General features: G+C 60.8%; 15 protein-coding genes and 1 pseudogene. 6 read left to right on the plus strand and 10 right to left on the minus strand.

The window, feature by feature from the left end; all coding sequences use genetic code 11:
- Positions 1–32: 32 nt before the first annotated feature.
- Positions 33–809, minus strand: a pseudogene (locus ACIQUS_RS12480) (cache domain-containing protein); the annotation flags it as partial.
- 197 nt (positions 810–1,006) lie between these two features.
- Here ACIQUS_RS12480 and ACIQUS_RS12485 point away from each other — a divergent pair.
- A complete protein-coding gene (locus tag ACIQUS_RS12485; protein WP_403047381.1) occupies positions 1,007–1,837 on the plus strand; it encodes an undecaprenyl-diphosphate phosphatase in 831 nt (276 codons plus the stop codon).
- Positions 1,838–1,841: 4 nt separating this feature from the next.
- The gene (locus tag ACIQUS_RS12490; protein WP_403047382.1) at positions 1,842–2,279 is read left to right on the plus strand and encodes a DUF1294 domain-containing protein; all 438 of its coding nucleotides are present in this window, start codon (positions 1,842–1,844) and stop codon (positions 2,277–2,279) included.
- Here ACIQUS_RS12490 and ACIQUS_RS12495 read toward each other — a convergent pair.
- Positions 2,272–2,631: an MmcQ/YjbR family DNA-binding protein gene (locus ACIQUS_RS12495; protein ID WP_403047383.1), complete on the minus strand. Its 360-nt coding sequence runs from the start codon at positions 2,629–2,631 to the stop codon at positions 2,272–2,274. The genes ACIQUS_RS12490 and ACIQUS_RS12495 overlap by 8 nt on opposite strands.
- Positions 2,624–3,532, minus strand: a complete 909-nt coding sequence (locus ACIQUS_RS12500) for a LysR substrate-binding domain-containing protein (RefSeq protein WP_403047385.1) — start codon at positions 3,530–3,532, stop codon at positions 2,624–2,626. Before ACIQUS_RS12500 ends, ACIQUS_RS12495 begins: the two co-directional genes overlap by 8 nt.
- Positions 3,533–3,661: 129 nt before the next feature.
- On the opposite strand from ACIQUS_RS12500, the gene ACIQUS_RS12505 reads away from it, so the two are divergent.
- Together ACIQUS_RS12505 and ACIQUS_RS12510 are read left to right on the plus strand one after the other, a co-directional pair.
- Positions 3,662–4,273 carry an FMN-dependent NADH-azoreductase gene (locus ACIQUS_RS12505; protein ID WP_403047386.1) on the plus strand — a complete coding sequence of 204 codons (612 nt, stop codon included), beginning with the start codon at positions 3,662–3,664 and terminating at the stop codon, positions 4,271–4,273.
- A 140-nt stretch (positions 4,274–4,413) separates the two neighbouring features.
- Positions 4,414–5,445 carry an alpha/beta hydrolase family protein gene (locus ACIQUS_RS12510; RefSeq protein WP_403047388.1) on the plus strand — a complete coding sequence of 344 codons (1,032 nt, stop codon included), beginning with the start codon at positions 4,414–4,416 and terminating at the stop codon, positions 5,443–5,445.
- Here ACIQUS_RS12510 and ACIQUS_RS12515 read toward each other — a convergent pair.
- The 3 genes from ACIQUS_RS12515 to ACIQUS_RS12525 form a co-directional block, all read right to left on the minus strand.
- Positions 5,439–6,629: an MFS transporter gene (locus ACIQUS_RS12515; protein WP_403047389.1), complete on the minus strand. Its 1,191-nt coding sequence runs from the start codon at positions 6,627–6,629 to the stop codon at positions 5,439–5,441. The genes ACIQUS_RS12510 and ACIQUS_RS12515 overlap by 7 nt on opposite strands.
- A 139-nt stretch (positions 6,630–6,768) precedes the next feature.
- Positions 6,769–8,355: an ABC-F family ATPase gene (locus ACIQUS_RS12520; RefSeq protein WP_403047391.1), complete on the minus strand. Its 1,587-nt coding sequence runs from the start codon at positions 8,353–8,355 to the stop codon at positions 6,769–6,771.
- Positions 8,356–8,375: 20 nt separating this feature from the next.
- The gene (locus tag ACIQUS_RS12525; RefSeq protein WP_403047393.1) at positions 8,376–9,569 is read right to left on the minus strand and encodes a tyrosine-type recombinase/integrase; all 1,194 of its coding nucleotides are present in this window, start codon (positions 9,567–9,569) and stop codon (positions 8,376–8,378) included.
- A 38-nt stretch (positions 9,570–9,607) separates the two neighbouring features.
- Between ACIQUS_RS12525 and ACIQUS_RS12530 the strand changes: the two genes are divergently transcribed.
- The gene (locus ACIQUS_RS12530; RefSeq protein WP_403047394.1) at positions 9,608–9,898 is read left to right on the plus strand and encodes a hypothetical protein; all 291 of its coding nucleotides are present in this window, start codon (positions 9,608–9,610) and stop codon (positions 9,896–9,898) included.
- A gap of 177 nt (positions 9,899–10,075) precedes the next feature.
- Positions 10,076–10,942 carry a hypothetical protein gene (locus ACIQUS_RS12535; protein ID WP_403047395.1) on the plus strand — a complete coding sequence of 289 codons (867 nt, stop codon included), beginning with the start codon at positions 10,076–10,078 and terminating at the stop codon, positions 10,940–10,942.
- A 768-nt stretch (positions 10,943–11,710) separates the two neighbouring features.
- Here ACIQUS_RS12535 and ACIQUS_RS12540 read toward each other — a convergent pair.
- The 4 genes from ACIQUS_RS12540 to ACIQUS_RS12555 are packed head-to-tail and all read right to left on the minus strand — an operon-like array spanning position 11,711 to position 12,864.
- Positions 11,711–11,944 (minus strand): hypothetical protein, encoded by a 234-nt coding sequence (locus ACIQUS_RS12540; RefSeq protein WP_403047396.1) that lies wholly within the window; start codon positions 11,942–11,944, stop codon positions 11,711–11,713.
- A 58-nt stretch (positions 11,945–12,002) separates the two neighbouring features.
- The gene (locus tag ACIQUS_RS12545) at positions 12,003–12,242 is read right to left on the minus strand and encodes a hypothetical protein (protein WP_403047397.1); all 240 of its coding nucleotides are present in this window, start codon (positions 12,240–12,242) and stop codon (positions 12,003–12,005) included.
- The gene (locus tag ACIQUS_RS12550) at positions 12,239–12,493 is read right to left on the minus strand and encodes a hypothetical protein (protein ID WP_403047399.1); all 255 of its coding nucleotides are present in this window, start codon (positions 12,491–12,493) and stop codon (positions 12,239–12,241) included. The genes ACIQUS_RS12545 and ACIQUS_RS12550 overlap by 4 nt, the downstream gene beginning before the upstream one ends.
- Entirely contained in the window at positions 12,490–12,864 is a 375-nt protein-coding gene (locus ACIQUS_RS12555) for a hypothetical protein (RefSeq protein WP_403047400.1), read from the minus strand. The genes ACIQUS_RS12550 and ACIQUS_RS12555 overlap by 4 nt, the downstream gene beginning before the upstream one ends.
- Positions 12,865–13,368: the final 504 nt, after the last annotated feature.

Here is a 13,368-nt window from a genome sequence, read left to right on the forward strand (position 1 = left end):
TGCAATTGGCCGATCACACCCTGCAACTTTCCGGCAAAACGGTTGAAATGCTGACCCAGGAGGGTCACCTCATCGCAGCCATGGGTGTCCAGGCGCCGGGTCAGGTCGCTTTCGCCACTGGCGATCATGGCCATGGCGTCCACCGCCTCCTGCAAGGGACGGGCGATGCTGCGGGCGATGAGCATCACCAGCAGGGCCATGACCAGGGCGATGCCCAGGCCCAGCAACGAGGCGTCGCGTAGCTGGCGCATGAACTCGGCCTGCATGTCGTCGATGTAGACGCCTGAGCCTATGACCCAGCCCCAGGGCTTGAACAGCTGGATGTAGGAGGTCTTTGCCACCGGCTCGCTGGCCCCGGGCTTGGGCCAGCGGTAGTCGATGCTGCCGGCACCCTGGGCCCTGGCCAGCCTGGCCATCTCGCTGAACAGGGCGAATCCGTCGGGGTCGCGGATGCCGGAGAGATCCTGGCCATCGAGCTTGGGGTTGGTGGGGTGCATGATCATCTTCGGCCCCAGGTCGTTGATCCAGAAGTAGTCGTTCTGGTCATAGCGCAAACCGCGCACGGCACTGAGGGCCTGTTGCTGGGCCGCTTCGCGGCTGAGGGTGCCGGCCGCTTCCAGGCCCTGGTAGTAGGCCAGTACGCCGGCCGCGGTTTCCACCACGTGGCGGGTTTTCTCGGCCTTGGCCTGGTACAGGTCGCCGTGGATCTGCCGGAGCATCAGCAGGCCCAGGGTCAGCAGCATCACCACCGCCACGACCAGGATCAGCCACAAGCGGCGGCTGATGGACATTGTGCGAAGCATCTTCATGGATCGGTCACCGAGGTTTTTTTATTGTTGTGTGCATCCCAGCATGCTTTTGTTCCTCCACCCACTCGACCAAGGGCTAAGTGCCTGATGCGCCAAGCTGTGTTGCGCCAACCAGCAGCGTTTGAACGAGAGGTCTGATAGGATTTCGGCCCCTTCGGGATAAACCTGAAGGGTGTTTGATCTTTTCTGGGGGAATAATGGATCTTTGGACTGGCCTGCAGGCCGTCATACTGGGAATTGTCGAAGGCTTGACCGAGTTCTTGCCAATATCGAGCACCGGTCACCAGATCGTCGTCGCGGACCTGATCAACTTCGGTGGTGAGCGGGCCATGGCCTTCAACATCATCATCCAGCTGGGCGCGATCCTCGCCGTGGTCTGGGAATTTCGCCGCAAGATTTTCGATGTGGTGCTGGGCTTGCCCAAGGAGCGCCAGGCGCAACGTTTCACCGTCAACCTGCTGATCGCCTTCACGCCGGCAGTGATCCTCGGGGTATTGTTCGCCGACCTGATCCACGAGTACCTGTTCAACCCCATCACCGTGGCCACCGCCCTGGTAATCGGCGGGGTGGTCATGCTCTGGGCCGAGCAACGCAAGCACCAGATCAAGGTCGAGCAGGTCGATGACATGCGCTGGACCGATGCCCTGAAGATCGGTTGCGCCCAGTGCCTGGCGATGATTCCGGGTACCTCGCGCTCCGGCTCGACCATCATCGGCGGCCTGCTGTTCGGCCTGTCGCGCAAGGCGGCCACCGAGTTCTCGTTCTTCCTGGCCATGCCGACCATGGTCGGCGCGGCGGTGTACTCGGGCTACAAGTACCGCGAGCTGTTCCAGCCTGGCGACTTCCCGGTTTTCGCCATCGGCTTCGTGGTCTCGTTCATCTTCGCCATGATCGCGGTGCGTGGCCTGCTGCGTTTTATCGCCAACCACAGCTATGCGATGTTCGCCTGGTACCGCATTGTCTTCGGTCTGATCATTCTGGCGACCTGGCAGTTCGGCCTGGTTGACTGGTCCGTGGCGCACGGTTGAGTCGATGAGCCGTTCACAATCGCGCGCCGCACCGGCAAACGGTGCGATCCAGCATCCGCGCAGCAAGCTGCTGGCCTTCATCTGCCTGTGCCTGCTGCCGCTGGGTGGGGCGCTGCAGATGCTGGTGAGCGGGCAGTCGTGGCTGCCGGCGGTGGCTTATCCGCTGGCCAGCCTGGTGAGCTTTGTCCTCTACTGGCGTGACAAGCAGCAGGCCCGCAACCAGGGCTGGCGCACCCCGGAGAAGGTCCTGCATGCCAGTGAGCTGTGCGGGGGCTGGCCGGGGGCCTTGCTGGCCCAGCAGCGTTTTCGCCACAAGACCCGCAAGCTGTCGTTTCAGTTGAGTTTCTGGGCCATTGTCGCCGTGCACCAGGTGTTCTGGGTCGATCATCTGTTGTTGGGTGGTTACTGGCTGGGCAGCGCCCTGGGGCCGCTGCTCAAATAAGCAGCCCCGGCTGCAGGCGCTTGGGCAGGCGCCTGACCACCAGCTGGTGGGAGCGCTGTAGCAACTCGCGCAGTTCTTCACCGCCCATGGGGTAGGGCGGCACCATGCTGATCCAGTGTGCCCGCGCCAGGTAAGGCGCCGGGCGCACGCCGGGTCGGTCGACATAGCCGAGGAACAACTCGCCGGCAACCTTGAACGACAGCCCGGCTCCGGCCAGGTCCAGCACCGCGAACATCTTGTTGCCGGCCACCGAGAACACCCGCACACCGCCCCATTTATAGTCTTCCCGCGCACCCGGCAAGCTCAGGCAATAGGCTGCCACCTGCGCCTCGGTCATTTTCCGCTCAGACATAACGTTCCCCGCATTCGGCAAAGGATTCCACCAGATGGTCGATCCACACCCGTACCGCCGGCAGCAGGCCTCGCCGGTGAGGGTAGACCGCCTGCAGGAAGCCCCCGGGCAGCGACCAGTCTGGCAGCAGGCGCACCAGTTCGCCACGGGCCAGCTCCTCTTCGCAGTGCATCACCGGCAGGGCGGTGAAGCCCAGGCCGGCCACGGCGGCCGCCTTGCGCACGACAAAATCGTCAATCGCCAGGCGCGCTTCCAGGGCCAGTTCGTGAGCCCGGCCTTGGGCGTCGAGCAGGCGCAGGTGCACCAGGCGGTCGGCGTCCACCGCGCCCAGCACCGGCAGTTTCAGCAGATCGTCCGGATGCACGGGGGCATGGGTGGCGGCAAAGGCAGGCGCCGCCACCAGGTGCATCTGCGCCTGGCGAAGGCGGCGGGTGACCAGGGCCGGGTCTTCGTCGCCCAGGTCGCGCACGCGCAGGGCCACGTCAACGCCTTCGGTGATCAGGTCGACCCGGCGGTTGAGCAGGATCATGTCCAACTGCACCTGGGGGTACAGTTCGAGAAAGCGGCTGATGACCTGGGGCAGCAAGCTGTGGGCCAGTCCCACCGGGCAGGACACGCGCAGGCGTCCGCGGGGTTCGCTGGTCATGGTGGCCACGGCCTCGTCAGCCATTTCCGCTTCCAGCAGCATGGCCTGGCAATGGCGCAGGTAGCGCTCGCCCACGGCGGTCAGCTTCAGTTGCCGGGTGGTGCGTTGCAGCAGGCGCGTGCCCAGGCGCTCCTCCAGCTCGGCGATGCGCCGCGACAGGCGCGACTTGGGGATGCCCAGCAAGCGCCCGGCAGCGGCAAAGCCGCCGGCTTCCACCACCCGGGCGAAGTAGAAGAGGTCGTTGAGGTCTTGCATGCGCGTCACCATTGTCCTGCTGATGGGACAAAGTAACGCATTTTTGCAGGCTTATCAGCTATTCATCAGCCACGTAGGATTGTCTCCATCGTGATCGCCCAGACGCGATCTTCACTACAGGAGATTCCCATGAAACTGTTGCATATCGATTCGAGCATCCTGGGCGACAATTCCGCCTCCCGTCAGCTGAGCCGCAGCGTGGTCGATGCCTGGAAGGCCGCCGACCCGTCCGTTGAGGTGGTTTACCGTGACCTGGCCGCCGACGCCATCAGCCACTTCTCCGCCGCTACCCTGATGGCTGCCGGCACGCCGCAAGACATGCGCGATGCCGCGCAGCAGCATGAAGTTCAACTGAGCAGCGAAACCCTGCAGGAGTTCCTGGACGCCGACGCCGTGGTGATCGCCGCGCCGATGTACAACTTCACCATCCCGACCCAGCTCAAGGCCTGGATCGACCGCGTCGCCGTGGCCGGCAAGACCTTCCGCTACACCGAAGCCGGCCCTGAAGGCCTGTGCGGCGACAAGAAGGTGGTCCTGGTGTCCACCGCCGGTGGCCTGCACGCCGGCCAGCCGACCGGTGTCGGCCATGAGGAGTTCCTCAAGGTGTTCCTGGGCTTTATCGGTATCACCGACCTTGAAATTGTTCGTGCCCACGGCCTGGCCTACGGTGACGAACACCGCGCCAACGCCATGAGCGCCGCCCAGCAGCAGATCAGCAACGAGCTGTTTGCCGCCGCCTGATCCGCACTCAGGTAAACACACAACCGACAGCGGGCCAGGCCTGCTGTCGGTTTTTTCATTGAGCTTTCATTTACGCCGCATCCACCGGTCCTATGCTGGAGCAAAGCAGAAGGCCCCTGCCCAGGGTGGAGTGAAATCAAATGCGGATCCTCGCGGCGCTCGGCCTGCTGTGCCTGCTTGGACTGTCCCTGCCAGGGCAGGCCGAACCTGCGCAGCACTGGAGCGTCGGTCTGCATCGCCTGGTGTTCGCCGACCCGCTGGATGCCCGACCGGTGCAGGCGCTGGCCTTCTATCCTTCCACGGGGCCCGAGCGCAGCAGTCGTATTGACGGTTATCGGGTCGACGCCCACGAAGGCGCCCCCATTGCCCTTGGCCGCTACCCGTTGTTGATGCTGTCCCATGGCAACACTGGTACGCCGCTGGCGCTGCATGACCTGGCCACCGCCCTGGCCCGGCGCGGCTTCGTGGTGGTGGCCGTGACCCACCCGGGTGACAACGCCCACGATCACAGCCGCCTGGGCGCCTTGAGCAATCTCTATGGCCGGCCGCTGCAGATCAGCGCTGCCATTACCGCCAGCAGCAAGGATCCGCTGCTGGCGCCTTATGTCCGGGATGACAAGGTTGGTGTGATCGGCTACTCGGCCGGCGGCGAGACGGCCTTGATCCTGTCCGGCGCCCAGCCCGATCTGCAACGTTTGCAGCGCTACTGCCAGGAGCGGCCGCAGGACGCCGACGCCTGCAAGACCAACGGTGTGCTGGTCGCCGACCGCGCCGACCTGAGCGCCCACGCCGACCCACGGGTGCATGCCGTGCTGTTGATGGCGCCGTTGAGCCTGATGTTCGGCCGCCAGGCGCTGTCCCAGGTCAGGGTGCCGGCATTGATCTACAGCGGTGACAAGGATCAGTTGCTGGCCGTGGACAAGAATGCCGGGGCCCTGGTCCGCAAGTTGCCGGTGACGCCCAACTACCGGCGACTGGCCGGCGCCGGGCATTTCGTCTTCATGGCGCCTTGCGATGACGAGCAGCGTGAGCACATGGCCGCGCTGTGCGATGACCCGGACGGGGTCGACCGCGAAGACATCCACCTGTCGCTGCAGGCCGAAGCCGCGCACTTTTTCGCCCGTACCCTGGGCCGACCCGAGCACATGGGCCCGGACACCGCCAATCAGTGAGCCCGGGCGCGGCGCGACAGTACCAGGGTCAGGCCGACGCCGGCCAGGGCCAGCAGGGCGGCCACGCAGAAGATCCAGGCGTAACCCAGGTGCAGGGCCACCGCACCCATTACCGGACCGGCGATGGCCAACGCCAGGTCGAAGAACACCGCATAGGCCCCAAGGCCCGCACCACGGCTGGACACCGGTACCTGCTTGATCGCCTCGACGCCCAGCGCCGGGTACACCAACGACAGACCAAAACCCGTCAGGCCTGCACCAATCAACGCCAGTACCGGGCTCGGTGCCAACCACAGCAGCGCCAGCCCGAGCGCTTCGGTGCTCATGCAGGCGATCGCCACCGGATAGCCACCGAAGCGGTTGACCGCATTGACGAACAGCAGCCGGGAAACAATGAAGCACACGCCGAATGCGCTCAGGCACCAGGCCGCGCCCGTCCAGCCTTGCTCCAGATAGTACAGGGTGACAAAGGTGGTCAGGGTGCCATAGCCAATCGACGCCAGGGTCAATCCGACGCCACAGGGGGCCACGCGACCGAAAGCCGACCAGAACGGCAAGCGCTCACCGCGTACCACCGCAATCGCGGGCTTGTTGCGGATCACCAGCAAGGCCAGCAGGGCCAGTGCGCTCAACACCAGGCCCAGGGTGGCGAAATTCACCTGGTCCACCAGCATCACTCCCAGCGGCGCGCCGATGGCAATGGCGCCATAGGAGGCGATGCCGTTCCAGGAAATCACCCGTGCCGTGTGTTCGGCGCCCACCGCACCAATGCCCCAGCTCAGGGTGGCGACACCGATCAGGCCCTGGGCGACCCCCAGCAGCACCCGTCCACCGAGCAGCGCCAGCAGACTCAGCAACGGCACATTGATCGTCAGCGCCGACGCGTAGGTCAGCACGCCGCTGCCGAAGATGCCAAGCAGGCCATAGACGATGGCCTGCTTGGCACCACGGCTGTCGGCCACGCGCCCGGCCAAAGGACGGCTGAGCAGGGTAGACAGGTATTGCAGACCGATGGTCAGGCCGGCAATGACCGCGCTAAAGCCCAACGTGTCATGCACATAGCCGGGCAGCACCGCAATCGGCAGGCCGATGCAGAGGAAGGCGATAAAGGTATAGAAAACGATCGAGAGGATCTGCAGGGTGATCGATCGGGTGTCGTCGGGGGCGGGTTGCAACGCGGACATGAGCTCGTTCGCTGGCGGGCGGTGGGAGAGGGCCCATGATCGCTGGCGGCGAGGCTAAAAGGAAGCAGGCTATCGAATTTTTCGGAGGTATCGTGGAGCAAGCCCGCTCCTACGGCGAACGGGCTTGTCGTGCGGTGCTTTAGACCACTACACCCTGGCTGCGCAGGTAGTCATCGTAGGTGCCGCTGAAGTCAGTGACACCGCTGGGGCTCAGCTCGATGATGCGGGTGGCCAGGGACGAGACGAACTCACGGTCGTGGCTGACGAAGATCAGCGTGCCCGGGTAGTTCTCCAGCGCCAGGTTCAGCGCCTCGATCGATTCCATGTCCAGGTGGTTGGTGGGTTCGTCCATCACCAGCACGTTGGGCTTTTGCAGGATCAGTTTGCCGAACAGCATGCGGCCTTGTTCACCACCGGAGATCACCTTGACCGACTTCAAGATCTCGTCGTTGGAGAACAGCATGCGCCCCAGGGTGCCGCGGATCATCTGCTCGCCCTGGGTCCACTGGCCCATCCAGTCGAACAGGCTCACGTCTTCTTCGAAGTCGTGGGCGTGGTCCTGGGCGTAGTAGCCCAGCTCGGCGCTTTCGGTCCACTTCACCGCACCGGCGTCCGGGGTCAGTTCACCGACCAGGGTGCGCAGCAGGGTGGTCTTGCCGATGCCGTTGGGGCCGATGATCGCCACGCGCTCGCCGGCTTCGACGGTGAAGCTGAAGTTCTTGAACAGGGTCTTGTCTTCGAAACCCTTGGACAGCTTCTCGATGGTCACGGCCTGACGGTGCAGCTTCTTGGTCTGGTCGAAACGAATGAACGGGCTGACCCGGCTCGACGGCTTGACTTCGGCCAGCTGGATCTTGTCGATCTGCTTGGCGCGCGAGGTGGCCTGCTTGGCTTTCGAGGCGTTGGCCGAGAAGCGGCTGACGAAGGTCTGCAGCTCGGCGATCTGGGCTTTCTTCTTGGCGTTGTCGGCCAGAAGTTGCTCGCGCGACTGGGTCGCGGCGGTCATGTACTCGTCATAGTTGCCCGGGAACAGGCGCAGCTCGCCGTAGTCCAGGTCGGCCATGTGGGTGCAGACGCTGTTGAGGAAGTGACGGTCGTGGGAAATGATGATCATGGTGCTGTTACGCGCCGTGAGAATGCTTTCCAGCCAGCGGATGGTGTTGATGTCCAGGTGGTTGGTCGGCTCGTCGAGCAGCAGCACTTCAGGATCGGAGAACAGCGCCTGGGCCAGCAGCACGCGCAGCTTCCAGCCGGGCGCGACTTCGGTCATCGGGCCGAAATGCTGTTCCAGGGGAATGCCCAGGCCCAGCAGCAGCTCGCCGGCGCGGGATTCGGCGGTGTAGCCGTCCATCTCGGCGAACTCGGTTTCCAGCTCGGCGACGGCCATGCCGTCTTCCTCGGTCATTTCCGGCAGCGAGTAGATACGGTCGCGCTCGGCCTTGACCCGCCACAGCTCCTCGTGGCCCATGATCACGGTGTCGATCACGGTGAATTCTTCATAGGCGAACTGGTCCTGGCGCAGCTTGCCCAGGCGCACGTTCGGCTCGAGCATGACCTGGCCTGCGGACGGCTCGAGGTCGTCGCCGAGGATTTTCATGAAGGTCGACTTGCCGCAGCCGTTGGCGCCGATCAGGCCGTAGCGGTTGCCATTGTTGAACTTGACCGAGACGTTCTCGAACAACGGCTTGGCGCCGAACTGCATGGTGATGTTAGCGGTGGAGATCAAAGGGCTTACCTATCAATAACTTATGTGACGCTTTCACAGCCTGAGACCAATTTGAGACCAATCTGGAGCTTTTCAAGCTCCTGCCAATCCGAGGTCGAGTTGATCCAACGTGCATAAGTCGATAAGAGCATCTGCACGCTATGCCCGAGCTGTTGGGCGATAAATGCGGGGTTGAGGCCAGACATTAAGCATATTGTCGCATAGGTGTGACGGCAGTTGTATGGCCGCCGGTAGCCGATGCCCAATTCCTTGAGGATTGGCCGCCATTGGTGGTGCAGATCGGACGTTTGCTGTACAAACTCGGCGTTTTTCGAAGGAGGGAAGATGTACGGCGTCTCGGTCACCTTCCCTTTACCCAGCTTGCGCCGCTCCGCGTACTGCCTGGCAAACTCCAACGCGTGCAGCGCACGTTCATTCAGCAGCACGAAACGATCCTTTCCTGTTTTGGTGCGTTCCACCACCTTTCCCAACGCAACGGTGCGCTTTACATGCGCCGTTCGCTTCTCAAGATCCACCGCGTCCCAACGAAGGGCTAGCGCCTCGGATAACCTCAAACCCGTGAAAAAGACGAACTCATAGAACGCGGCATAGATCGAGCTGGGCCAGTGCTTGCCTGCGTACATCCGCGCGATGATCACGTTTGCCTCTTCCAGGGTGAACGGCTCGATCTCCTTTTTACTGCGCTTGGGCAGCTGTACCGACTCTGCCGGGTTGCGCAGTATCAGTCCGTCACCCACGGCGGCCCTGAGGATGGTCGACAGCTTCACCAACGCATTGCGCTTGACCGAAGGTGAGGTCCATTTCGTCGTGCTGACGATCTGCCGAATCCGTGTCGTCGACAGCAGGTCAATCCGAACAAGCGCAAGGTGTGGCATCCAGTAGAGGTTGAGGGCGCTTTTGTATCCTTTGCGCGTGCCGTCGACGATCTCGCGACTATCCAGCCACAGCTGAGCGTACTCACCGAATACCGGCACCCCGCCTACGACGGTCGCGGAGTTCGGAAACAACTCCGCGTACTTTTCCTGGTCAAGCAGGCCGTACTTGATGAGGCTCGTTACCTGATCGCGAAGCTGGGATGCAGCTTTGAGGCCTTTCGGTGTCGCGGGGTAGGGAAGGGTTTCGCTGTGTCGAGTACCTTCCCACATGAACCGGAGGCGGAGCGATCCGTGGTTGATGTCGATGCCTTGGGGTAAATCCATTCGCTTTCCAGCCATTCGTCATACCTCTTTTTGCTGTAGATGATGCGTCCGCCATGCTTCATCCAGACGCCCTCGGGGATCGCCCCGCGCAGGCGACGGCCTTCCAGGGCGCGTTTCGTGTAGCCGAGCAGGTCGGCCATTCGCTGTTCGGTGACTTTGTCGACGTCACCGGTGCTTTCGGTTTCCATGGGATGGTCTCCATGCCGCGCATGGCGGCAGAGGTTGGGAAAATCAGAAAATTCGTACAGACACTAATTGCGGTGACTGAGACTATGTCTGCGCTCGCCGGTCAGTTGTCCTGGGTCATAGACCGACGTAAATCTGGCCGGGCAGCTCGCTTCTAGTTACATGCCTTAGTTTGTCGTTGATCACTAAGTAGATACTTTCGAGGGAGCTATCCAGCTTAAAGGCTCTTGCCTTTGGTGCCAAAACGATCGAGTTACCACCTGATTTTGTAGCTGGACAGAACGATGACGAGTGACTAGTTTCAATTCAACAAGTTGCTGAATCGAGCGAGCCTCATGCAAATCACAGAGATTTCGCGTTTAAGTCAAGATGCTTGGAGGGCTGTGGCCGCGCCGGTGATGCGGCTGATAGGTGTTTTCACAATGATGGTCTTGCTTTCAAATGGGACGGTTCTAGATTTCTTTAGGCCAGTGTCAATGGTAGTCCAGCATCTGGATGTAGATGCGGTTATTGGCTGGTTAGATAGGCTTGGTTTAACTGCTCTACTTCCAGTGATTGGCTTTGTCGTAATTTTTTCTAGCTTTCAGCTGTTGGATTGGGTGTTTATGTCGCTGAGCAAACTTATTCCATTTGAGGTTTTTGGGGAGGTGTTTCCAAGGTGGGTTGCTAATGATGACATAGTGTATGTATGGAAGCATTTTCCTAGGTCTAATATGGATCAGTTAAACAGTTTGGTTTTTGAAAAATATTTTTTGCTTAAGGCGGAAAATCCGAGGCGGTACAGTGATTATTGGGGGTTAAGGCTAGGCAGGCTTGAGCGTGGACTGATGGCGCTAAAATCTTTCGTGGTAGTTGCTTTGCTTCTTTTGATTATGCACCTTTTGGTTGGCGTTCCTCTGCAGTTTTCATGGGGGTGGCTGGGTGCTATATATGTTGTTGTGTCTTCTGTTGGCTTCTTTGTTGTGCTCGGGTACGCGCGTGCATCAACAAATGTTCTTTATGCTCGTTGGGATGCTGTGATAAGGCATTTTTCTGAGTTTCCAAACAATGATGCCGGTATGTCGCCTGAGGAATTGAGGGCGGCGTATGATCAGATAGATTTTTTGAAGGGAATTGTCAGGCCAATCAGAATTAGGTTTTCTTTTTATGGGCTGATTTTTCATATAAAAAATAGTTTGGGGGAAGGGCCGTACTTTAAGTAGCTAACGAAGTCATCTTGTTTTCGCGAATATTTAGGGAGCTGAATCACTTGTGTCACCGACGCTGAAGCTGTCGGAGATTGGCGGGAGGAAGTGCAGCGATCGCATGGCATAACCCCTGGCCTTTCCTCTTGCCACGGTTTCCGATCCGGGCAGTACAATCTTCTTCTGCCCAAACTCATCAATTACCCAGTACGCCACCGGCTCGCCCTAATCCCGGGACGCTGGGGCGTCAAGCAGGTACTGCAAGAACTCCGCGTGAGGCGACGGGCATGGATGGGCTTGGTACTGCAACAGCTTTATCAGGCGCTCAACCTTATTACGCGGCACGCTGACCATCTGTTCGGTGTTGCTGGATCGGTTTTCTGTGGGCATAGGGGAAACCTCGCTGTGATCAACTACAGTTGAGCAATCAGATGAAGGAGTTGCTATGAAGTGCTTGATCTGTGAATTACCTGCTCTGGCGGTTGACACTGGCAGTGACTATGAGGAACTTGCGTGCCCAGAGTGTGGGCACTATCGAGTCAGCAGGACGGCTCTCACCTTGCTCCAAGCAAACAGCGGGCGCATCGATGTAGATCAAGCTCGAATGTGGCTGGCAGCTAAGCAAGGGGCGGGAGTTATTCCGATCATTAGCTCGCAAACAGCGTATGTCATATTCAAGAGTTAGGCAGTATCCTTCCAAGGATCATTGGCCCAGGCCAGCGCAGCCATCGGAGGCGTACTGGCGCTGTTTCCACACATGAGAACCTGCTCGGTCCGGGGGAGGGGTTACTTGATCCGGCCAGTCAACCGTTCGCGCCAGGTCAGACGCCGCGGAAGATGTTCGTGAGCTTCGATCTCGACCACCACCCAGGAGCACCGATCAAAGGCTGCATCGCGCTGATCGCTCAGCCAGCAAGCCTCTTTGTTTGCTTCCTCGATTGTGCCGGCCTGGATCTCGTGCACGTTGAAACCGTTGCTGTGGACGTGCCAGCCGTGGATCACTGCGATGAAGCGGCTCATGGCCTCGGCCCCTTCCAGGTCATCCAGGCCATGTAGAGCGGGGCGGTGATGGGTAGGATCATGGCTGTAGCTCCTCGGGCGCCTTGATAAGTCGCCACTTCGTGTTGTTGTTCTGGCTTCGATCCGACTCGACCAGCCCGTCCTTCTCCATCCGCTCCAACTCCCGGCGTATCTCCGGTGTGCCGCTGGCGCCGGACACGTGGAACTTGAACCACCAGGTACAGAACCAACCGCGGGGGCTTTGCTCGCGCGGCTGCATGTAGTTGATGATCTTCTCGCGCAGTGACTTTTCACTCACAGCTGATACCTCTCATCAATCCAGCGCCCAGGCGCCAGTGCGGGTGTAGGGCGGTTGTCGGCCTGTTCGTGCGGGGAGAGCTGGCGCTCGTTGCCGGCCTGTAGCTGGCTGTCGGGTATGCAACTGATGCCGACCCCATTCAGCAGGTAGCAGGTGACGCCGCGCTGGCTGTCGTGCTGCACGTCGATGACGTTCTCGGTTGCGCTGGCGCCGGTGGCCAGCAGCAGGAGGCAGAGGGCGAGGCGGATCATGACTTGCTCCCGATTGCTGCGGCCGCCTCAACGATTGCCCGGCGAGTTGCGCGGAATGGATCGTCGCCGTGATAGATGTCGAATTCGCCGAAGCGCTCGGCATCCACGCAGGTGTAGGGATCGGTGTCACCGTCGAAAGGCTCGACTATGTGGATCTGGATGCCCAGGCGATCAGCACGCCCCATCAATACGGCCAGGCGCAGGGCGTCACCATCATTGATGAGCGGGTTCCAGTGCGCCCGCACGCCGGACTGGCCCTTCAGGCGGAACGGCCATTTGGGGGCGCGGCAGGTGCAAGGTTCGATCTCCAGGCGACCGCCCTTGGCGGCCAGCTTCAGCAGTTCGTGATCCAGGTTCTTTTCTTCGGGCACGATTGTTCCTTGGCCGCCATATCGCGGCAGTGAATAGAGGGGAGAGGGGTTACAGTGGGGTGGGGTACAAATGTACTCCATGGTCAGTCAGGAGCAATGCTGCCCTCGTTCAGGCGGCGGACTTCGTCGAGACAAGCGTTCCGGCCTTCATTGCCTCGGATTCGTCTAAAATTCAATCTCAACGGAGGGTTCTGCGATGGACGAGAAATCGGGAGTTGCGGTGGATCAGGTTGTGAAAGTGAGCAGCAATATTTCCCTGCACTGCATCGAGTGCGACGCACTTCTCGAATCCACCCACAACTGGGTAGGGGCGGTTAATCACTATCTGGGCCATGGGTTCGTTCTGCTACATGTTGGGCAGGAGACGTGCCACCGCGATGAGGGCCTATGGCACTCAACAGTTGCAGTCCTAGGCCGCAAGGAATGAACCCGTACAGCCACCAGCGTTGATTAGTTGCTGGAGGCCTGAGAAGCGCTCAGGCCCACCGCCACAGGGCGAAGCCA

Origin of the sequence: Pseudomonas sp. NPDC090755, assembly GCF_044769005.1 — a bacterium.
Classification (GTDB): domain Bacteria; phylum Pseudomonadota; class Gammaproteobacteria; order Pseudomonadales; family Pseudomonadaceae; genus Aquipseudomonas.

What these genes read in the sequence shown, in the direction of transcription:
- ACIQUS_RS12485 (WP_403047381.1), top strand. Translation starts at nt 1,007, where the DNA reads ATGGATCTTTGGACTGGCCTGCAGGCCGTCATACTGGGAATTGTCGAA.
- ACIQUS_RS12490 (WP_403047382.1), top strand. Translation starts at nt 1,842, where the DNA reads ATGAGCCGTTCACAATCGCGCGCCGCACCGGCAAACGGTGCGATCCAG.
- ACIQUS_RS12495 (WP_403047383.1), bottom strand. Translation starts at nt 2,631, where the DNA reads ATGTCTGAGCGGAAAATGACCGAGGCGCAGGTGGCAGCCTATTGCCTG.
- ACIQUS_RS12500 (WP_403047385.1), bottom strand. Translation starts at nt 3,532, where the DNA reads ATGCAAGACCTCAACGACCTCTTCTACTTCGCCCGGGTGGTGGAAGCC.
- ACIQUS_RS12505 (WP_403047386.1), top strand. Translation starts at nt 3,662, where the DNA reads ATGAAACTGTTGCATATCGATTCGAGCATCCTGGGCGACAATTCCGCC.
- ACIQUS_RS12510 (WP_403047388.1), top strand. Translation starts at nt 4,414, where the DNA reads ATGCGGATCCTCGCGGCGCTCGGCCTGCTGTGCCTGCTTGGACTGTCC.
- ACIQUS_RS12515 (WP_403047389.1), bottom strand. Translation starts at nt 6,629, where the DNA reads ATGTCCGCGTTGCAACCCGCCCCCGACGACACCCGATCGATCACCCTG.
- ACIQUS_RS12525 (WP_403047393.1), bottom strand. Translation starts at nt 9,569, where the DNA reads ATGGCTGGAAAGCGAATGGATTTACCCCAAGGCATCGACATCAACCAC.
- ACIQUS_RS12530 (WP_403047394.1), top strand. Translation starts at nt 9,608, where the DNA reads ATGCTTCATCCAGACGCCCTCGGGGATCGCCCCGCGCAGGCGACGGCC.
- ACIQUS_RS12535 (WP_403047395.1), top strand. Translation starts at nt 10,076, where the DNA reads ATGCAAATCACAGAGATTTCGCGTTTAAGTCAAGATGCTTGGAGGGCT.
- ACIQUS_RS12540 (WP_403047396.1), bottom strand. Translation starts at nt 11,944, where the DNA reads ATGAGCCGCTTCATCGCAGTGATCCACGGCTGGCACGTCCACAGCAAC.
- ACIQUS_RS12550 (WP_403047399.1), bottom strand. Translation starts at nt 12,493, where the DNA reads ATGATCCGCCTCGCCCTCTGCCTCCTGCTGCTGGCCACCGGCGCCAGC.